15 protein-coding genes and 1 pseudogene are annotated in these 19,987 nt (G+C 70.3%); 12 read left to right on the top strand and 4 right to left on the bottom strand.

What is annotated here, in order from left to right; translation table 11 throughout:
* Positions 1-15 precede the first annotated feature (15 nt).
* The 6 genes from AS97_RS11760 (at position 16) to AS97_RS11735 (ending at position 5,994) form a co-directional block, all read left to right on the top strand.
* The gene (locus AS97_RS11760; RefSeq protein ID WP_210564862.1) at positions 16-987 is read left to right on the top strand and encodes a WYL domain-containing protein; all 972 of its coding nucleotides are present in this window, start codon (positions 16-18) and stop codon (positions 985-987) included.
* Between the two features lie 13 nt (positions 988-1,000).
* Positions 1,001-1,243 (top strand): hypothetical protein, encoded by a 243-nt coding sequence (locus tag AS97_RS11755; protein WP_014059501.1) that lies wholly within the window; start codon positions 1,001-1,003, stop codon positions 1,241-1,243.
* 10 nt (positions 1,244-1,253) lie between these two features.
* Positions 1,254-1,457: a hypothetical protein gene (locus AS97_RS11750; protein ID WP_059148598.1), complete on the top strand. Its 204-nt coding sequence runs from the start codon at positions 1,254-1,256 to the stop codon at positions 1,455-1,457.
* Between the two features lie 273 nt (positions 1,458-1,730).
* Positions 1,731-2,018, top strand: a complete 288-nt coding sequence (gene tatA / locus AS97_RS11745) for a Sec-independent protein translocase subunit TatA (protein ID WP_059148647.1) — start codon at positions 1,731-1,733, stop codon at positions 2,016-2,018.
* Between the two features lie 63 nt (positions 2,019-2,081).
* Entirely contained in the window at positions 2,082-3,044 is a 963-nt protein-coding gene (gene tatC, locus AS97_RS11740; protein ID WP_210564861.1) for a twin-arginine translocase subunit TatC, read from the top strand.
* Positions 3,045-3,171: 127 nt separating this feature from the next.
* Positions 3,172-5,994: a DEAD/DEAH box helicase gene (locus tag AS97_RS11735; RefSeq protein ID WP_059148596.1), complete on the top strand. Its 2,823-nt coding sequence runs from the start codon at positions 3,172-3,174 to the stop codon at positions 5,992-5,994.
* A gap of 87 nt (positions 5,995-6,081) precedes the next feature.
* Here the strand turns inward: AS97_RS11735 and AS97_RS11730 are convergent, their stop codons facing one another.
* From AS97_RS11730 to AS97_RS11715, 4 genes are all read right to left on the bottom strand, one after another.
* On the bottom strand, positions 6,082-7,851 hold the full coding sequence (locus tag AS97_RS11730; RefSeq protein ID WP_210564860.1) for an IPT/TIG domain-containing protein: 1,770 nt from the start codon (positions 7,849-7,851) through the stop codon (positions 6,082-6,084).
* A 340-nt stretch (positions 7,852-8,191) separates the two neighbouring features.
* Complete coding sequence (locus AS97_RS11725) at positions 8,192-8,962, bottom strand: IPT/TIG domain-containing protein (RefSeq protein WP_086706378.1); 771 nt, start codon at positions 8,960-8,962, stop codon at positions 8,192-8,194.
* Positions 8,963-9,465: 503 nt separating this feature from the next.
* Positions 9,466-10,347, bottom strand: coding sequence for a siderophore-interacting protein (locus AS97_RS11720; RefSeq protein ID WP_210564859.1), 882 nt, complete (start codon positions 10,345-10,347; stop codon positions 9,466-9,468).
* Between the two features lie 46 nt (positions 10,348-10,393).
* Positions 10,394-11,305 carry a 5'-3' exonuclease gene (locus AS97_RS11715; RefSeq protein ID WP_210567194.1) on the bottom strand — a complete coding sequence of 304 codons (912 nt, stop codon included), beginning with the start codon at positions 11,303-11,305 and terminating at the stop codon, positions 10,394-10,396.
* 232 nt (positions 11,306-11,537) lie between these two features.
* On the opposite strand from AS97_RS11715, the gene AS97_RS11710 reads away from it, so the two are divergent.
* The 6 genes and pseudogenes from AS97_RS11710 to AS97_RS47285 all read left to right on the top strand — a co-directional run bounded on the left by AS97_RS11710 (position 11,538) and on the right by AS97_RS47285 (position 19,981).
* Positions 11,538-12,686, top strand: a complete 1,149-nt coding sequence (locus AS97_RS11710; protein ID WP_059149077.1) for a glycine betaine/L-proline ABC transporter ATP-binding protein — start codon at positions 11,538-11,540, stop codon at positions 12,684-12,686.
* A complete protein-coding gene (locus AS97_RS11705) occupies positions 12,679-15,297 on the top strand; it encodes an ABC transporter permease/substrate binding protein (RefSeq protein WP_210564858.1) in 2,619 nt (872 codons plus the stop codon). The genes AS97_RS11710 and AS97_RS11705 overlap by 8 nt, the downstream gene beginning before the upstream one ends.
* Positions 15,298-15,718: 421 nt before the next feature.
* On the top strand, positions 15,719-17,332 hold the full coding sequence (locus AS97_RS11700) for a TROVE domain-containing protein (RefSeq protein WP_210564857.1): 1,614 nt from the start codon (positions 15,719-15,721) through the stop codon (positions 17,330-17,332).
* Between the two features lie 108 nt (positions 17,333-17,440).
* The gene (locus AS97_RS11695; RefSeq protein WP_059149080.1) at positions 17,441-18,178 is read left to right on the top strand and encodes a helical backbone metal receptor; all 738 of its coding nucleotides are present in this window, start codon (positions 17,441-17,443) and stop codon (positions 18,176-18,178) included.
* A 237-nt stretch (positions 18,179-18,415) separates the two neighbouring features.
* Positions 18,416-19,051, top strand: a pseudogene (locus tag AS97_RS47290) (alpha/beta hydrolase); the annotation flags it as partial.
* Positions 19,052-19,084: 33 nt separating this feature from the next.
* A complete protein-coding gene (locus AS97_RS47285; RefSeq protein WP_247204798.1) occupies positions 19,085-19,981 on the top strand; it encodes a virginiamycin B lyase in 897 nt (298 codons plus the stop codon).
* Positions 19,982-19,987: the final 6 nt, after the last annotated feature.

Genomic DNA, 19,987 nt, shown 5'->3' with positions numbered 1-19,987 from the left:
ACGGATCACTTCATTATGGCCGGAAACGCCATTGACCAGACCCGGCGGATGCTCTCCCTGGTCACCTATCTGCGCGAGCGCCCCGGCGCCCGCGTCGCCGATGTCGCCCGGGCCTTCGGCATCAGCGAGGACGAGCTGATCGCCGACCTCGATGTGCTGCCGCTGTGCGGCACCAGCTTCCGCGGCGGCGATCTGCTGGACATCGACACCGACGGGGAGCGGATCTGGTGGCACAACCCGAATGCCTCCGGCACCAGCACAGCCGAGCCGTTGCGGCTGGCGGCCGACGAGGCCACCGCGCTGCTGGTCGCCGCCCGCGCCGTCGCCACCCTCCCTGGGCTGCGCGAAGGGGACCGGGAGGCGCTGCTGCGGGCCACCGCCAAGCTGGAGGCCGCGGCGGGCGAGGTGGCGGGTGCCAGCTCCCGGCTCTCGGTGATCTTCGAGTCGGAGGGCGGCGTCTTCGCCGACGTCGACCGTGCCATCTCCGAGCGCCGCAGGCTGTGGCTGCGCTACTACTCACCGGCGCGCGACGAGATCACCGAGCGCGAGGTCGACCCGATCCGGCTCTTCGCCGTCGGCCGCACCTATGTGGAGGCGTGGTGCCGCCTCTCCGAGGCGCGGCGGACCTTCCGGCTCGACCGGGTCGTCGAGATCAAGCTGCTCGACGAGGCGTCCGATCCGCCGCCCATCGAGCTGCGCGACCTGTCGGAGCTGTCCTCCGCGCTGGTGCAGACCGGTGCCGAGGACCCCGAGGTGGTCGTCGAGGTCGGCCCCGGCGGGCGCTGGGTCGCCGAGTACTACCCGCACGACAGCGCGGATGAGCTGCCCCACGGCGGCCTCCGGATCACCCTGCGCGCGCCCGACCCCGGCTCGCTGCGGCGCCTGGCGCTGCGGCTCGGCAGGGACGGCCGGATCGTCTCGCCGCAGGGTCTGGCGGACAGTGCCCGGGACGCGGCGCGGCAGGCGCTCGCGGCGTACGGTGAGTGAAGGGACGCACACAGTGACCGCACGGGGGAGTGCAGCTTCGGTTGTCTTCAAGGCAGCCTGTCCGGAGTGCCGGGGCCGGTTCGAGCTGGCCGCGGGCGCGCTGCGGCTGGCGATCGGCGCCAGCGACCGCACCACTTTCTACTCCTTCACCTGCCCCGACTGCGGAACCATGGTGCGCAAACCGGCGGGGGAGCGGATCGTGGAGCTGCTCACCGGTGGCGGGGTGCGTACGCTGCGGCTGCACTCCACCGTCTAGGCTCTGGCACATGCTCTGGCCGATGCTCGCCCTCGCCCTCGCCTTCTGTGGAATCGCCGTGCTCGCCGTGCTCTCGGTGCGGGTCTACGCGGAGGTCCGCAGGCTGGCCCGGCAGGTGTCGGACAGCTCGCAGCGGATCACCCGGGCCGCCGAGGACCTGGAGCGGGCCTCGGCTCCGCTGGGGTCAACGGTGGACGCTCTGCGGCGCGAGTGAGAACCGCTCCGCGTCGCGAGTGAGAGCCCGCCGGGTGCCAGGAGCGGGGACCGCGACTGATGGGCGCTCTGCTGTGCCACAGCCAAGCGGGGTACGCTGAGATTTCGCGGCCCTGGTAGCGAGGCGGAGGGCCGCAACCCGGAGTCCGCACGGGGATTGCTTCCGGTTTACCCCTGCGCGCTACGATCGCTGACAGCACGGCTGCCGGACACCTGTCCGACCGGTCGGGCAGCCCCACCCCCAGCCGCCTCGGTGAGAAGGAAGACGCTTATGCTGTTCGGAAAGATCGGCGTTCCCGAGATTCTCCTCATCCTTGTCGTCGTGCTGCTGCTGTTCGGTGCCAAGAAGCTTCCGGACATGGCCCGCTCGCTGGGCAAGTCGGCCCGGATCCTCAAGAGCGAGGCGAAGGCCATGAAGTCGGATGGTCAGCAGCAGCAGACCGCGCCGACCGACCCGCCCCAGCCCGGCCAGGACGAGTCCCACCGTACGATCCAGGCCGCGCCCGGTGACGTGACCAGCTCGCGCCCGGTGTCGGAGCCGAGCGACACCACCAAGCGCTGACCCAGGGCCACTTGAAGGCGGCAGTGGAAGGCCGCCACCGGACGCACGAGATGAGGACGTGGGTTGCTCAAGTCTGCCCGCAAGAAGGAGAAGGACCCTGAGGGGCGGATGCCCCTGGCCGAGCACCTGCGTGAGCTGCGCAACCGGTTGCTCAAGTCGGTCCTGGCGATCTGCGTGGTCACGATCGTCGCGATGTTCTTCTACATGGACATCGCCAAATTCCTGATGCAGCCGGTGCTGGACGCCGTCGGCTGTGACGGGGTCTCGCTGTCCGATCTCTCGGGCAAGGGAAGCAAGGGGCACGACTGCGCCTACTTCACCGTGAACGGTCTGCTGTCGCCGTTCACGATCATGCTGAAGGTCTCCTTCACGACCGGGCTGGTGGTCGCCACCCCGATCTGGCTCTACCAGCTCTGGGCCTTCCTCGCTCCCGGGCTGCACCGCAACGAGAAGAAGTACGGCCTGTTCTTCGTCGGGCTCGGCGTACCGCTCTTCGTCGCCGGCGCGTACTTCGCGTACCTGATCCTTCCGACCAGCGCCAAGGTCCTCATCGGCTTCACCCCGGAGGGGGCCAACAACCTCCTCCCACTGGACGACTTCCTCGATCTGCTCGCCCGGATGATCGTCGTCTTCGGGCTCGCCTTCGAGCTTCCGCTGCTGCTGATCCTGCTGAACTTCACCGGCGTCCTCTCCGGACGCCGGATGCTCGGCTGGTGGCGCGCCATGATCATGGGCATCACGGTCTTCGGCGCCATCGCCACCCCCAGCACCGACCCGATCGGCATGTTCGCCCTGGCCGGGCCGGTCGTCGTGCTCTACTTCGGCGCCGTCGGCGTCTCCCTGGCCAACGACCGCCGCAAGGCGCGCCGCCGGGCCGCCGACCCGGACTTCGGCCTGAGCGACGACGAGGCGTCCGCGCTGGATCTCACCCCCGAGGCCGTCGCGGCGCCCAGCGCCAGGCCGGAGCTCACCGATGGGGACGACTCCGGCACGCCCCGGCGCAACGGCTACGACGACGTCACCTAGCCGTCCGTAACCGCTCCCGGCGCGGGCGGGGCAGCCGTCCACGGCCCCGCCCGGCCCGACGGGCCGAACAAAGCCCCGATAAAGATCGCGTGCGCTGTCGGAGGCGGCCGGTAGGCTCGTAGATACGATGACCGACGAGCTAACTCCCGCCGAGCGCTATGCGGCGTCCCGCGCCCGGGCCGCCGAGCAGGCCACCGCGCTGGCCCCCTTCCGCGAGATGTACGACTTCGAGCTGGATCCCTTCCAGATCGAGGCGTGCAAGGCCCTGGAGTCCGGCAAGGGCGTGCTGGTCGCCGCCCCCACCGGCTCGGGCAAGACCATCGTGGGCGAGTTCGCCGTCCACCTGGCGCTGACCCAGGGCCGCAAGTGCTTCTACACCACGCCCATCAAGGCGCTGTCCAACCAGAAGTACACCGACCTGGTGAAGCGCTACGGCGCCGACAAGGTCGGCCTTCTCACCGGGGACAACAGCGTCAATTCCGATGCCCCGGTGGTCGTGATGACCACCGAGGTGCTGCGGAACATGCTCTATGCCGGCTCCCAGTCGCTGCTCGGCCTCGGCCATGTGGTGATGGACGAGGTCCACTATCTCTCCGACCGGTTCCGCGGCGCCGTCTGGGAGGAGGTCATCATCCACCTCCCCGAGTCGGTGACGCTGGTGTCACTCTCCGCGACGGTTTCCAATGCCGAGGAGTTCGGCGACTGGCTCGACACCGTCCGCGGTGACACCGAGGTCATCGTCTCCGAGCACCGCCCCGTGCCGCTGTGGCAGCACGTGCTGGCCGGGCGCCGGATGTACGACCTGTTCGAGGAGGAGAGCGGCCGGGACGGAGACCAGAGCGGGCGCCGCGAGGTCAACCCCGACCTCGTCCGGCTGGCCCGGATGGAGAGCAGCCGCCCCACCTTCGGCCGCGACAAGCGCCGCGGCCGCAATATGCGCGAGGCCGACCGGGAGCGCGAGCGCCGTCAGCGCAGCCGCATCTGGACCCCCGGCCGGGCCGAGGTGATCGACCGGCTCGACTCCGAGGGGCTGCTGCCCGCCATCACCTTCATCTTCAGCAGGGCCGGCTGCCAGGCCGCCGTCCAGCAGTGTCTCCACGCGGGGCTGCGGCTCAACGACGAGGCGGCGCGCGCCCGGGTGCGGGCCCTCGTCGAGGAGCGCACCGCCGGGATCCCCGACGAAGACCTCCATGTGCTGGGGTACTTCGAATGGCTGGAGGGGCTGGAGCGGGGCATCGCGGCCCACCACGCCGGAATGCTCCCCACCTTCAAGGAAGTTGTCGAGGAGCTCTTCGTCCGCGGCCTGGTCAAGGCGGTCTTCGCCACCGAGACCCTCGCGCTGGGCATCAACATGCCCGCCCGCTCGGTGGTGTTGGAGAAGCTCGTCAAGTGGAACGGCGAGCAGCACGCGGACATCACCCCCGGTGAGTACACCCAGTTGACCGGCCGGGCCGGGCGGCGCGGTATCGATGTCGAGGGCCATGCGGTGGTGCTGTGGCAGCGCACCATGGACCCCGCGGCGCTCGCCGGGCTGGCCGGCACCCGGACGTATCCGCTGCGCTCCTCCTTCAAGCCGTCGTACAACATGGCGGTCAACCTCGTCTCCCAGTTCGGGCGGCACCGCTCGCGTGAGCTGCTGGAGACCTCCTTCGCGCAGTTCCAGGCCGACAAGGCGGTCGTCGGCATCTCCCGTCAGGTGCAGCGCAACGAGGAGGGGTTGGAGGGCTATCGCGCCTCCATGACCTGCCATCTCGGCGATTTCGACGAGTACGCGCGGCTGCGCCGTGAGCTCAAGGACCGCGAGACCGAGCTGGCCAAGCAGGGCGCGGCCCAGCGGCGCGCGGCCGCCGCGGTCGCCCTGGAGAAGCTCCGCCCGGGCGATGTCATCCATGTGCCCACCGGCAAGTTCGCCGGGCTCGCGCTGGTGCTGGACCCCGGGCTGCCCGCCGGGCGGGTCGGCGGCCACCGCGGCATGGAGTACCACGATGGGCCGCGGCCCCTGGTGCTCACCGCCGAGCGGCAGGTCAAGCGGCTGGCCTCGATCGACTTCCCCGTCCCGGTCGAGCCGCTGGACCGGATGCGGATCCCCAAGTCGTTCAATCCGCGCAGCCCCCAGTCCCGCCGCGATCTGGCCTCCGCGCTGCGCGGCAAGGCCGGTCACCACGATGTGGGGCGCCGCCGCAAGGAGCGCTCGGCCGCCGCCGACGACACCGAGATCGCCCGGTTGCGCGCGGCCATCCGGGCTCACCCCTGCCATGGCTGCAGCGACCGTGAGGACCACGCCCGCTGGGGCGAGCGCTACCAGCGGCTGCTGCGCGACACCCGGCAGCTGGAGCGGCGCATCGAGGGCCGTACGAACACCATCGCCCGCACCTTCGACCGGATCTGCTCCCTGCTGAGCGAGCTCGGCTATCTGCGCGGCGACGAGGTCACGGACGTGGGGAAGCGGCTGGCGCGGCTGTACGGCGAGTTGGACCTGCTGGCCAGCGAATGCCTGCGCGAGGGCGTCTGGGAGGGGCTGCCCCCCGCCGAGCTCGCGGCCTGCGCCTCCGCGCTCGTCTACGAGGCGCGAACGGCCGATGACGCGCTGCCGCCCAAACTGCCCCCGGGCCGGGCCAAGGACGCGCTCGGCGAGATGGTCCGCATATGGGGGCGGCTGGACGCTCTCGAGGAGGAGCACAAGATCAATCAGGCGGAGGGCGTCGGTCAGCGCGAGCCGGACCTGGGCTTCGCCTGGGCCGCCTACCGCTGGGCGTCCGGCCATGGGCTCGACGAGGTGCTGCGGGAAATCGACATGCCCGCCGGTGACTTCGTGCGCTGGACCAAGCAACTGATCGATGTGCTCGGCCAGATCGCCGCGGCGGCCCCGGAGGGCTCGGTGGCGCGGAGCGCCCGCCGTGCGGTCGACGGGCTGCTGCGCGGGGTCGTGGCGTACTCCTCGGTGGGCTGAACCGGTCGTCGGCTGAACCGGTCGTCGGTTGAACAGGTCGTCGGTTGAACAGGTCGTCGGCTGAGCCGGTCACTCACTTCGGCGGGCTCAGGCCGGATCGTAGGTGAAGGGGAAGGTGTTGCTGTTGCCCGCGGGGGTGTGGAGCTGGACATTGACCGTTCCGGCCGCGTGGGCCGGCGTCGTCGCGACGACGATGGTGTCCGAGAACACGGTGAAGGAGGCCGGAGTTCCTCCGAAGGTCACGGAGTCGGTGTAGATGAGGTTGGAGCCGCCGATAGTGACGGAGTCGCCGCCTGCCGCCGTGCCGTTATTCGGGATGAGCGCGTTGATCACCGGGGCGCCGAGGTAGGTGTAGTACGGGATCCCCAGGCCCACGGTGCTGGTGCCGCCCGGTGTGGTCACGGTGACCACGACCGTCCCGGTTCCGGCCGGGGCGGTCACCGTCAGTTGGGTGTCGGAGACCACGGTCAGGCCGGTGGCGAGGTTGGGGCCGAAGTGGACCTGCGTCGCCAGGGCCAGGTTGCTACCGGTGATGATGACCGTGGTCCCGCCCGCCGCCGGCCCGAACTGCGGACTCACCGAGGCCACAGTCGGGGCGGCGACGTAGATGTAGGGGAGCGGGTTGCTGGTGCCGCCCGGGGTGGTCACGGTCACGTTTACCGCGGAGGCCGGCCCTGCTGGGGCGGTGGCGGTGATTTGGGTGGGGGAGTTGATGGTGAAGGTGGTGGCGGGGTTGGTGCCGAAGAGGATTTGGGTGGTGCCGGTGAGGTTGGTGCCGGTGATGGTGATGGTGTTGCCGCCTGCGGTGGGGCCGTTGGTGGGGTTGAGGTTGGTGAGGGTGGGGGCTGGTACTGGGGTGTAGGTGTAGGGGAGTGGGTTGCTGGTGCCGTTGGGTGTGGTGGCGGTGACGTTGACTGTTCCGGTGCCTGGTGGGGCGGTGGCGGTGATTTGGGTGGGGGAGTTGATGGTGAAGGTGGTGGCGGGGTTGGTGCCGAAGAGGATTTGGGTGGTGCCGGTGAGGTTGGTGCCGGTGATGGTGATGGTGTTGCCGCCTGCGGTGGGGCCGTTGGTGGGGTTGAGGTTGGTGAGGGTGGGGGCTGGTACTGGGGTGTAGGTGTAGGGGAGTGGGTTGCTGGTGCCGTTGGGTGTGGTGGCGGTGACGTTGACTGTTCCGGTGCCTGGTGGGGCGGTGGCGGTGATTTGGGTGGGGGAGTTGATGGTGAAGGTGGTGGCGGGGTTGGTGCCGAAGAGGATTTGGGTGGTGCCGGTGAGGTTGGTGCCGGTGATGGTGATGGTGTTGCCGCCTGCGGTGGGGCCGTTGGTGGGGTTGAGGTTGGTGAGGGTGGGGGCTGGTACTGGGGTGTAGGTGTAGGGGAGTGGGTTGCTGGTGCCGTTGGGTGTGGTGACGGTGACATTGACCGTTCCCGTGCCCGCTGGGGCGGTGGCGATCACTTGCGAGGGTGCGGAGGTGAGGATGGTGCCGGGGGTGGAGCCAAAGAGCACTTGTACGGCGCCGGAGAGATTCGTGCCGGAGACGATGACCGAGTTCCCGCCCGCTGCCGGACCGGTGGAAGGAGACAGACTGGTGATGGTGGGGGCCGGGGCAGTGGTGTAAGTGAAGAGAACGTTCTGGGTGCTGGTGCCGCCGGGTGTGGTGACCGTGACCTTGGCCGTGCCGCTTCCCGGGGGGGTTGTGGCCGTGATCTGGGTGTCGCTGACGACGACCACGTTGGTGGCGAGGTTGGAGCCGAATCTGACCACGGTGGCGCTGGTCAGGCCGGAACCGTTGATCGTGACGGAGGTGCCTCCGGCCGGATTGCCTTGGGCGGGGCTGACGCTGGTGACGACGGGAGCCATGACGATTGTTCTCCTTGGGGTGCCGGGAGGACGGCCGCGCCCTGGCCGACCGGCGGGGTCGGCCAGGGCGCGGGGGCGGTCCTCACCGTTGGTCCTTGGCGCGGGTCCGGGCGACGATGACCGTGGCGGAGACGCTGCCGGCAGGATTGCCTGAGGCAGGACTGACGCTGGTCATGACGGGGGACCACGAACGTTTCATCTCCTACTTGTGCCGCAGGGACGACCGGCCCCCTGGCCGGCAGTTGTCGGCCAGGGGCAGCGGACGAGGAGAGCCGCCGCCGACCGCGCCATGTGTCGCGGCCGGCGGCGGGGGGCTCCGTCGGTCACCCGGCGAGAGCTGTCAGTTGAAGGCGATGGTGTCGGAGCCGCCGCAGGTGGTGACGGTGATGGTTCCCGCACCCGCGGGCAGCCCAGTGGGCACGGTGCTGAGCACGTAGGTGCCGAAGGCTGTGGCAGTGGTGTCCGTCAGAGTGGTGGCACCGACCGTGTAGGTGACCGAGACCAGGTTGTCCAGGTCGCTGCCGTAGATCGTGACCTGATCGCCGGGGAGGTCGCCTGTCGGCGGGACCACGCTGGTGAGGGCAGGGGCGGCCTGCAACGTGACAAATGCGACGTTCGGCGTGCCGGTGCCACCAGGGGTGGTGACCGTGACCTGGTACGTTCCTGGGTCGCTCCCTCCGGGGATGGTGCCCGAGACCGCGTTGTTGTTGACGGGCGGGGTGATCGTGAGCGCCGTCGGCGTCGGTGTGGTGGGCAGGTTGATGGTGCCCCCGGACGCGAAACCGCTGCCCGTGACCGTCACGCTGCCACCGGTGGCGGCGGGCAGACATGCCGGGGTCACCGAGGTGACGGATGGCGCGGGGAGGATGACGAACGACACCGGGTTGCTCTTGACGCCGGTCTGGGTGACGCTGACCTGGACCGTGCCGGAGCAGGGAGCGCCGCTCGGCACCACGAACGTGAGCTGGGTGCTGGAGACGAATGTCGTAGAGGCGAGGACCGAGCCGAAGTTCACCGTGGCGGCGGTGGTGAACCCGGAGCCGTTGACGGTGACGGTGTCGCCGGTCTTGCCTTGGGCGGGCACCAACGGGGGGGTGATGACTGGAGCCATGAGTTTCTCCTTGTGTTTGCGGCGCTGGGCGCGGGGGCGTGCCGGTCGGCCGTACCGGCTTCGTCGGCGCTGAGCGGAGGGGGGCGATGTCGCTGAATGGAGGAGAAGGACCTTCAGGGCCCGGGCCGCCCTGGTCTTCAGCGGAGGCCGAATAACCGGAGCGGTGTCACGGGAGGGGGCTCGGTGCCTCTCAGTCGATAGCGGGAGGGCGAGCCTTGTGCGGAACGGAACGGGACGGGCGCCAGGTTCACCGTGGCGCCGGGATCTCGTTAGATTCGAGTGAACCAAAAGAGCGGTAAGTGTGTAAGGTGCGAAAAAGGAGCGTACGGAACTTGTGTGACGATATGTCAAGTCTTTGGTACGCACTCCTGCGAGCCGGAGTGCGCTCTCTCCGCCGCCGGATCGACGCCGGTGTTCCGCCGTGCCCGCTGAGGCCGGAACACGGAATCGGCCCCGGCCGGATGTTCCCGGCCGGGGCCTGACGGTCGTACGTGCCGCGTTCCCTAAGCCGCGGCCTCCTCGGGCCCCGGCTTCTCCTGCTCCGCCTCGACCTGCTGGTTCCACTCGCGCTTCGACGCCCGCCAGCCGTCCTCGTCATGGCCGCGCCGCCAGTAACCGGAGATGGACAGCCACTCGCGCGGGATCTGCTGCTCGAGGCGCAGATGGCGGCGGATCTCCTTCACGAAGCCCGCCTCGCCGTGGACGAAGGCGTGCACCTGCCCGGGCGGGAACTCCAGCCCCCGGACGGCCGCCACCAGCGCCTCGCCGACCGGTGCGGTGCCCCGGTGCAGCCAGCTCACCCGGGCCCCCTCGGGCACGGTGAGCTTGAGCTCCTCCGCCTCGTCCGCCACCTCGATGAACGCGTGCACCGGCACCGCGGCCGCGCCGTCCGCCCGGCTGTCGGTGAGCCGCTCCAGCGCGGCGGCGATCGCGGGCAGCGCGCTCTCGTCCCCCGCGAGCAGATGCCAGTCGGCCTCGGCGCCCGGGGCGTAGGCGCCACCCGGCCCCATGAAGTGGATCTCCTCGCCCGGCTGGACCTGCGAGGCCCACAGCCCGGCCAGCCCCTCGTCGCCATGGGTCACGAAGTCCACCGTCAGCTCGCGGGCCGCCGGATCCCAGGCCCGGACCGTGTATGTCCGGGTGACCGGCCACTGCTCGCGCGGGAACTCGGCGCGGATCCGCTCCATGTCGAACGGCTCGGGGTAGGTGGCGCCCCCGGTCGGGAAGAGCAGCTTGATGTAGTGATCGGTCCACTCGCCCGCGTGGAAGTCGGCGAGACCGTCGCCGCCCAGGACGACCCGCACCATGTGCGGGGTCAGCCGGTCGGTGCGCACCACCTGTGCGCGATGCGGCGTGCGCGTCTTACGGGCCGGACGGTCCGCCATGGCACCTCCCTGATCAATAAGAGTTAGGTATACCTAACCTAACAGCTCACCCCTCGAGAGTGGACAGCAATCTGCGCAGAGATCCGCCCAATCCCCACCGTTCAGCCAGCGCCTCCACGGCGCCGGGGTCGCGCGGTGACCGCGGCAGCACCGGGTCGAAGGCCGGCAGCGCCACATCCGAGGCGACCCGCACCACCTTCGGGGCGACCTCGACATACGGCCGCGCCTCCGCCAGCCGCTTGCGCTGGGCGGGGGTCAGCTTGGCGGCGGGGTCGTCCACGGCGGCCATGATCCCGGCCAGGTCGCCGTAGGCGGCCAGCAGTTTGGCGGCGGTCTTCTCGCCGACGCCGGGCACCCCCGGCAGCCCGTCGCTGGGGTCGCCGCGCAGCAGCGCCAGATCCACGTACCCCCGGCCGTCGACCCCGTACTTCTCGCGTACGTAGGACTCGTCGATCAGCTGCAGGGTGCCCACGCCCTTGACCGGGTAGAGCACCCGCACCCCGCGCTCGTCGTCCACCAGCTGGAACAGATCGCGGTCGCCGGTGACGATGTCGACCGGGCCGCTCGCCCGGCCCGTGAGCGTGCCGATCACATCGTCGGCCTCGTAGTCCGCGGCGCCCACCCGCGCGATGCCGATCGCGTCGAGCACCTCGTCGATCACCGGGACCTGGGGGGAGAGGGTGTCCGGCACCTCCTCCTGGTCCACCCCGGCGCCCTCCGGGGCCTCCTCGGCGACCCGATGGGCCTTGTACGTGGGGATCAGCGCGACCCGCCAGGCCGGGCGCCAGTCGAAGTCCATGCAGGCCACCAGGTCGTCCGGGCGGTGGTCCTGGACGAGCCGGGCGATGAAGTCGAGGAGCCCGCGCACGGCGTTCACCGGTGTGCCGTCGGGGGCCCGGACCGAATCCGGCACTCCGAAATAGGCTCGGAAGTAGAGGGAGGCGGTGTCGAGGAGCATCAGGCGTCGCGTCACACCCCGATCATGCACTACCCGACGGACAGAACTCCTGGGATGATGTGATGTGGATCACCGTTTGGTTTACGCCAAACCGATCAGGGCAGGCGCGCCACCGGAGCGAACCCGTTCAGTACTTCAACTATTGCGGCGGTCCGCGGTCCGATGCCGCGCCGCTCCACGACCCGCCGGCGGGGGTGGCGGGTCGTTTTTTGGTGCGATCTGAGAGGTGCATGTGGCCACATTGCGAGCCGAACGCCTGTACAAGGTGTTCGGCAGACGACCCGATGAGGCGGTGGCGCGGCTCGAGAGCGGCGCGGACCGTGAAGAGCTTCGCGCGAGCGGGACGACAGCAGCGGTCATCGATGCCTCCTTCACCGTCGAGGAGGGTCAGATCTTCGTCGTCATGGGTCTGTCCGGATCCGGTAAGTCCACGCTGCTGCGCATGCTGAACGGGCTGCTGGAGCCGACCGCGGGACGCGTGCTCTTCGACGACGACGACCTGACCGTGCTCAGCCCCAAGGACCTGCGCGAGGTACGGTCCCGCAAGATCAGCATGGTCTTCCAGCACTTCGCCCTCTTCCCGCACCGCAGCGTGCTGGAGAACGCCGCCTACGGCCTCGAGGTGCAGGGTGTGCCGCGCGAGGAGCGCGTCCGGCGGGCCACCGAGGCGCTGGAGATGGTGGGCCTGGCCGGCTGGGAGAAGTCCTGGCCCGATGAGCTTTCCGGTGGTATGCAGCAGCGCGTCGGGCTCGCCCGCGCCCTGGCCACCGACGCCGACATGCTGTTGATGGACGAGTCCTTCAGCGCGCTCGACCCGCTGATCCGGCGCGATATGCAGGACCAGCTGCTCCAGCTGCAGACGCGGCTCAAGAAGACCATCGTCTTCATCACCCACGACCTGAACGAGGCCATGCGGCTCGGCGACCGCATCGCCGTGATGCGCGACGGCCAGATCGTCCAGATCGGCACCGCCGAGGACATCCTGGTCACCCCGGCCAACGACTACGTCGCCTCCTTCACCCAGGACGTCGACCGCAGCCGGGTGCTCACCGCCGGCGCGATCATGGCCGAACCGAGTGAGGCGCTGGGCAGCAAGACCGACGACGGGACCACGCTCCGTACCGAGCAGGACGTGCTGGCGGCCGCCCCCGCCACCGTCCCCGAGTCCACGCCGATCATCGAGCTGTTCCGGCCCTGTTCGCGCAGCGGGGTCGCGGTCGCCGTCACCGACGACGACGGTGCGCTCGTCGGCGTCGTCACCCGTGCCCGGCTGCTCGCCGTCCTCGGCGAGCCGGACGCCGGACCCGACGGCGCACAGCCGCCGGCCGGTGACACCCCGGACGCGCCCGAGGCCGCCAAGAAGGTGATCACCGGTGCCTAGGCTTCAGGTCGGCGACTGGATCAACTCCGGCGTCAACTGGCTCCGAGACAATCTGAGCTGGCTCTTCGACTTCATCTCCAGCGTCGTGCAGGGCATGTACGACGGGCTGAACACCGTGCTCAGCGGCCCCGAGCCGCTGCTGCTCGCGGGCATCCTGGCGCTGCTCGCCTGGTGGCTGCGCGGACTGCTGCCCGCCGTGCTCGCCTTCCTGGGATTCGCCCTCATCGACTCGATCGAGTTGTGGGGCGAGGCGATGAACACCCTCGCACTGGTGCTGGTCGCCGGTGTGATCACCATCGTGTTCGCGGTGCCGCTGGGCATCTGGGCCTCGCGCAACCGCGCGGTGAGCGCCGTGATCCGTCCGGTGCTGGACTTCATGCAGACGATGCCCGCCTTCGTCTACCTGATCCCCGGCATCTTCTTCTTCGGCCTCGGGGTGGTCCCCGGCGTCGTCGCCACCGTCATCTTCTCGATGCCCCCGGGCGTCCGCATGACGGAACTGGGCATCCGGCAGGTGGATGCGGAGCTGGTCGAGGCGGCTGACGCCTTCGGCACCCATCCGCGCCGTACCCTCCTGCGCGTCCAGCTCCCGCTGGCCCTGCCCACCATCATGGCGGGCGTCAACCAGGTGATCATGCTGGCGCTGTCCATGGTCGTCATCGCCGGCATGGTCGGCGCCGAGGGCCTGGGCTCCACCGTCTTCCAGGCGATCAGCTCCGTCGACGTCGCCATGGGCTTCGAGGGCGGTATCGCGGTGGTCATCCTGGCCATGTACCTGGACCGGATGACCAGCGCGCTCAACCAGCGCGTCTCCCCGCTGGCCCGCCGTGCGCTGGCCAAGGAGAAGGCCAAGGCGCTCAGCGGCCTCAAGGTGCTGCACTGGCGCCCGGCGACCTCCGTCGCCATGGTCGGCGTCGTCGTCCTGGCGCTGGTCGCCGGCGGCATGAGCATGTTCGGCAGCGACGAAAAGGGACCCGAGGTCTCCGCCAACGTCGGCAAGGGCCAGTCGGTCAACATCGGCTACATCAACTGGGACGAGGGCGTCGCCTCCACCTTCCTGTGGAAGGAGCTCCTGGAGCAGCGCGGCTTCAAGCCCAAGGTCCAGTCGTACGACGTCGGCGCGCTGTACACCGGTATGGCCGCGGGCAACGTCGACTTCGAGACGGACTCCTGGCTGCCCACCACGCACGCCTCGTACTGGGCGAAGTACAAGAACAAGCTGGAGAACCTCGGCTCCTGGTACGGCCCCACCTCCCTGGAGGTCGCGGTGCCCTCGTACGTCAAGGGCGTCAAGACCCTGGAGGACCTCGAGAAGAAGTCCAGCACCTTCAAGAAGAAGATCGTCGGCATCGAGCCCGGTGCCGGTGAGATGAAGCTGATGCAGGACAAGGTCATGCCGGGCTACGGCCTGAACAAGAACTTCTCCCTGGTCAAGGGCTCCACCGCGGCCATGCTCTCCCAGCTGGACCGCTCCTACGCCAAGAAGGAGCCGATCGCGGTCACCCTGTGGTCCCCGCACTGGGCGTACGACAAGTACGACCTCGTCAAGCTGAAGGACCCCAAGGGCGCCTTCGGCAAGGGCGACCGCATCGACTCCCTCGCGCGCAAGGGCTTCTCCAAGGACAACCCGCAGGTCGCCAAGTGGATCAAGGACTTCAAGCTGGACGAGAAGCAGCTCACCAGCCTGGAGGCGGCGATCCAGGACGCCGGTAAGGGCAAGGAGCAGGAGGGCGTGCGCGCCTGGCTCAAGAAGAACCCGGGCCTGGTCAACAAGCTGGCCCCGGTGCCCGGCGGTGAGCAGAAGGGCAAGGACGCCGGAGCCGCGCCGATGATCGGCTACTTCCCGTGGGACGAGGACATCGCCACCACCTACCTGTGGAAGAACGTCCTCGAGCGGCGTGGCTACAAGCCGGAGATCAAGCAGTACGACGTCGGCTCGATGTTCACCGGTATGAGCACCGGACAGGTCGATGTCGAGTTCGACGGCTGGCTGCCGGTCGCCCAGAAGCAGTATTGGGACAGATACAAGAAGAACCTGGTCGACGTCGGGTCGTGGTACGACAAGACCTCCCTGGAGATCGCGGTGCCGTCCTACGTCAAGGACGTGAAGTCGCTCGCCGACCTCAAGGGGAAGTCCGGCACCTTCGGCGGCAAGATCGTCGGTATCGAGCCCGGGACCGGCGAGATGAAGCTCCTGAAGGGCCAGGTGCTCAAGCAGTACGGCCTGGACAAGGAGTACAAGGTCAGTGACGGCTCCTCGCCGGCGATGCTGGCCGAGCTGGAGCGCTCGTACGCCAAGAAGGAGCCGGTCGCGGTCGTCTTGTGGACCCCGCACTGGGCCTACAGCAAGTACAAGCTGACCAAGCTCGCCGATCCGAAGCAGGCGTTCGGGGCCAGCAACCAGCTCCACACGCTCGCCAACAAGTCCTTCCCGAAGAAGTTCCCCGAGTTCAACGGGTGGCTGAAGAAGTGGCACATGACCGAGAAGGAACTCGCGAGCCTGGAGGCGGCGATCCAGGACGCCGGTAAGGGCAACGAGGAGAAGGGCGTCCAGAAGTGGATGGACGCCCACCCCGGCATCGTCGACAAGATGGCGCCGGTGGCTTCCTGACCTGTCACCAGGTGGTCCGCTGACCCACGGCGGACACCACGCACACACCGCGGCCCGGAGCACCCGCTCCGGGCCGCGGTGCCGTGGTCCGCGGTCCTTGGGGCGGAGAAAACCGGATGACGGCGAAAGAAGCGGCCCCTACTGTCGTATCCGTGAACGCACCTCCCGGTGCGAAGACGACGGTTACTTCGGTCGATTTGGGTTCGATTCCCGAAACACCCCGCCGGCGCGGGGTGGGAAACGTACCGTCGTCGACTTTGATCTCGGGAGGCGCGCGCACGGCATCGGAGCGCCTGGTGCGCGGGCCGCGGTTACTTCCTTTCCCAGAGCAGCCCGCAGCCCACTTTTCGACCTCAGGCGCTGCCGACGCACCGGTGCGCCGCCTCCCTCCTGTGCCCACTCGGGGGAGAGGCATGACCGCATGACGAAGTTCAACCGGGCCATCCGGCGCGCCACGGCCACGACGACCACCGCGGCCCCGACGACCACCTATGAGGGCGGCGCCGCCGCCACCCGCGACAGCAGGTCCGAACTGGTGCTCCTGGCCGTGGTGAACATGGTCGGCGAGCAGACCTTCTACGAGTCCTCCGGCGCCCGCGACAACCGCTTCCGCACCCTCGTCCGCACCGTCGCCGTCGAGGACGCCGACTGGACCGCGCGCTTGGTCACCTGGCTGCGCGGCGAGGCCCAGATGCGCACCGCCTCGCTGGTCGCCGCCGCCGAGGCCGTCGCGGCACGTCTCGCGGCCGGGCTGCACGGCGGCAACCGCCGCATCGTCGACGCCGCGTGTCTGCGCGCCGACGAGCCCGGTGAGTTCCTCGCCCACTGGACCGCCCACCACGGCCGTGCCCTGCCCAAGCCGGTCAAGCGCGGCCTCGCCGACGCCGCCCGCCGCCTCTACACCGAGCGATCGCTGCTCAAGCACGACACCGAAAGCCACGGCTTCCGCTTCGCCGACGTCCTGGAGCTGGTGCACGCCGCCCCGGACCCCGAAAAGCCGTGGCAGAGCGAGCTGTTCCGGCACGCCATCGACCGCCGCCACCACCGGGACGCCGCGCCCCCGGTCTCGCTGCGCACCCTGCGCGCCCGCGCCCGGCTGACCGGCCTGCCGCAGTGGGAGCGGCGCGCCGTACTGGAGCGGCCGGACGCCGCCGAAGCGCTCCGCACCGCCGGGATGACCTGGGAGGCGCTCGCGGGCTGGCTGCAGGGGCCGATGGACGCGGTGGCCTGGCAGGCCGTGCTGCCCTCGATGGGCTACATGGCGCTGCTGCGCAATCTGCGCAACCTCGACGAGGCCGGGCTGCCGGACGCGGTCGCCGAGCGGATCGCGGCACGGCTGGCCGACCCGGCGGAGGTGGCCCGCTCCCGTCAGTTCCCGTACCGCTTCCTGTCCGCGTACCGGGCCGCGCCGTCGCTGCGCTGGGGCCACGCCCTGGACCGGGCGCTGACCGCGGCCACGGCGGCCGTCCCGGCGCTGCCGGGCCGCACCCTCGTGCTCGTGGACACCTCCGGCTCCATGCGGGCGCCGGTCTCGGGCCGCTCCCAGGTGCGCCATGCGGACATCGGCGCGCTCTTCGGGGCCGCGCTCGCGCACCGCGGCTGCCAGGTGGACCTGGTCGGCTTCGCCTCCGGGCACTTCGGCCACCGGCTGACCCCGGGAGGTTCGGTGCTCCGCGACATCGAGGGATTCTGCGCGCGGATCGGGGAGGTCGGCCATGGCACGGAGACGGGGGCGGCGCTGCGGGCGGCCTACCGCGGCCACGACCGGGTGGTGATCGTCTCGGATATGCAGGCGTTCGCCGATGCGCGCGGCGGCCGGTCCGTGCCGGTCTCGGAGGCCGTTCCGGCGCGGGTGCCGGTGTTCGGCGTCAACACCACCGGCTACGCGGCCACGTCCATCGACACCGGCCGGCCGAACCGGTACGAGATCGGCGGCTTCAGCGACAAGCTGTTCACGATGGTCGGGCTGCTGTCGGAGAGCGACCGCGGCGGCCGGGTCGCCTGGCCGTGGGAGCGACTGGCGGAGGCGGCGTAGATGGAGGCCCTACGAGTGGCATCTGGGCCTTACGGCTCATGCGGGGGCCTTACGGCTCGTGTCCGGCATGGCGAAACCGCGAGACCGGTCGCGCCGTACGGTGGAGCGATGAGTTCTCGCACCCCCGTACGAAGCGTGGTGTCCCTCGTCCCCTCGCTCACCGAGGCCGTCGCCGCCACGGCGCCGGAGCTGCTGGCCGGGATGACCGATTGGTGCACCCATCCGCCCGGCCTCGCGGCGGAGCGCATCGGCGGCACCAAGAACCCCGACACCGCCCGGATCGCCGCCCTCGCACCGGATCTCGTGATCGCGAACGAGGAGGAAAACCGCCCCTCCGACCTCGCCGCGCTGCGCGCCGCCGGTCTCGAGGTCCTGGTGACCGAAGTACGCACCCTGGACCAGGCGTTCACCGAGCTGGAGCGGGTCCTGGTGCGCGGCTGCGGACTGGCCCGGCCCGGCTGGCTTGACGCGGCCGAGGCCGCCTGGGCGGACGTACGGGCCAGTGGTCCGGCGCGGCAGGCCGTCGTACCGGTGTGGCGGCGTCCGTGGATGGTGCTGGGCCGGGACACCTTCGCCGGTGACGTCCTGGCCCGGCTGGGCGTACGGCACCTCTACAGCGCGCATCCCGAGCGCTATCCCCGCATCCCGATCGAGGAGTTGACGGCGCGCAACGCGGATCTGGTGGTGCTGCCCGACGAGCCGTACCGCTTCACGGCCGACGACGGCCCCGAGGCGTTCCCCGGCATCCCGGCGGCCCTGGTCAGCGGTCGTCACCTCACCTGGTACGGCCCCTCGCTGGCGGAGGCGCCCGCCGCCCTCACGGCCGCGTTGGCGGCGGCGTGCTGACGGCGGACTCACGTCCGAGCGGATACGGCTGGGGGCGACGGCCAGGGCCTCCTCGCGCTGGTCGCGCAGAGTAATTTTCCTACGGGAGTTGATCTCGACCCCCGCGAGTCCGGACCGCCCCACGACGGAGGACCCTTGCTGAACGTCATCGCCGTACCTGCGGCGCCCGAGGCGGCCCGAGCGGTCCGCGACCGCGCCGACGCGCTGATCGCCGCCCCGCTCCCGGACGACGCCGAGGTGCGTGGCGACTGGGTCCGCGCGCCCGGCGTCCGGGGCGGCGCGGTGATCTATGTGCACGGCGGCGGGTTCGCCCACACCATGCCCGAGGCCGAGCGGGCGATGGCCTATAGGCTGTCGAAGGCCACCGGACGTCCCGCCCTGCGGGTGGACTACCGATTGGCGCCCGAACACCCCTATCCCGCGGCGCTCGAGGACGTTCTGGCCGCCTGGCGAAGCGTGCTGGACGAGGGCGTCCCCGCCGCCGAGGTCGTATTCGCCGGTGAGTCCGCCGGGGCCACGCTGGTGCTGTCCGCCCTGCTGGAGATCGAGCGGACCGGCGGTCCGCGGCCCGGTGCCGCGGTCGTGATCTCACCCGTCACCGACTTCGCCCTTACCGGTGTGTCGCTCGCCGCCAATGACGGTAAGGACATCATGAGCCGGGCCGTGCTCGACTCCATACGCGCCCAGTACCTGGCCGGCGCGCCCGGCGACCAGGCTCCGCAGTCGCCGCTGTACGGGGATCCGCGCGGGCTGCCGCCGCTGCTGATCGCCGTCGGCGCGGACGAGGTGCTCCTGGACGACGCCCGCCGCTTCGCCGAGGCGGCCGACGCCTCCGGGGTGAGCGTGCGCCTGGAGGAGTACGCGGACATGCCGCACGCCTTCCACCTGTCCGAGCCGGGGGAGGTGCTGCTGGACCGGATCGGCCGGTGGCTCGCCGACCCGGTCCGCGTCTTCACCGTCAGCGAGCCGGACGCGGGCCCCTACGCGCTCACCGGCGGCCCCGACGGCGCCCTGTGGTTCACCCTGGTCCACCAGGGCGCGATCGGCCGCAGGGACGCGGACGGCAGGATCACCGTCCACCCCGTGGGAGCCAAGCCGACGGTGATCGCCCAAGGTCCCGACGGCGCCCTGTGGTTCACCGAGTACGGCACCCACCGCATCGGCCGGATCACCCTGGACGGCGCGATCTCCTCCTACGAACCGCCGACCGCCGACGGCGGCCCGTACGGGATCGCCGCGGGCCCGGACGGGGCCATATGGTTCACGCTGTCGCGCGCCGACCACATCGGCCGGATCACCATGGACGGCGACATCACCGAGTACCCCGCGCCCGGGGCCTTCCCGGCCGCCCTGACGGCCGGTCCCGACGGCGCGATGTGGTGCACCCTCAACCAGGGCAACGCCATCGGCCGGATCACCATGGACGGCGTGACGACCGCCCACCCCCTGCCGACCGAGGCCGCCGCGCCGGTGGGCATCGCTCAAGGGCCGGACGGCGCCCTGTGGTTCACCGAGATCGGCGCGGGGCAGATCGGCCGCATCACGGTGGACGGCACCGTCACCGAGTACCCGCTGCCCGACCGCGAGGCGCGGCCGCACGCCATCACCCCTGGCCCCGACGGGGCGCTGTGGTTCACCGAATGGGGCCGCGGCCGGATCGGACGCCTCACCGCCGACGGCCGGATCACGGCGTACGACCTGCCCCGAGCCGACTGCGAGCCGCATGGCATCGCCTCGTACGACGGCGCGCTGTGGTGCGCCCTGGAAACGGGCTCCCTGGCCAGGCTCGACGTCCACCGGTGACCGTCT

This window comes from Streptomyces sp. AgN23 (assembly GCF_001598115.1).
GTDB classification, from domain to species: Bacteria; Actinomycetota; Actinomycetes; order Streptomycetales; family Streptomycetaceae; genus Streptomyces; species Streptomyces antimycoticus.
Note: the sequence above shows the minus strand (reverse complement) of the source record. Positions and strands in the feature narration are given on the sequence as shown.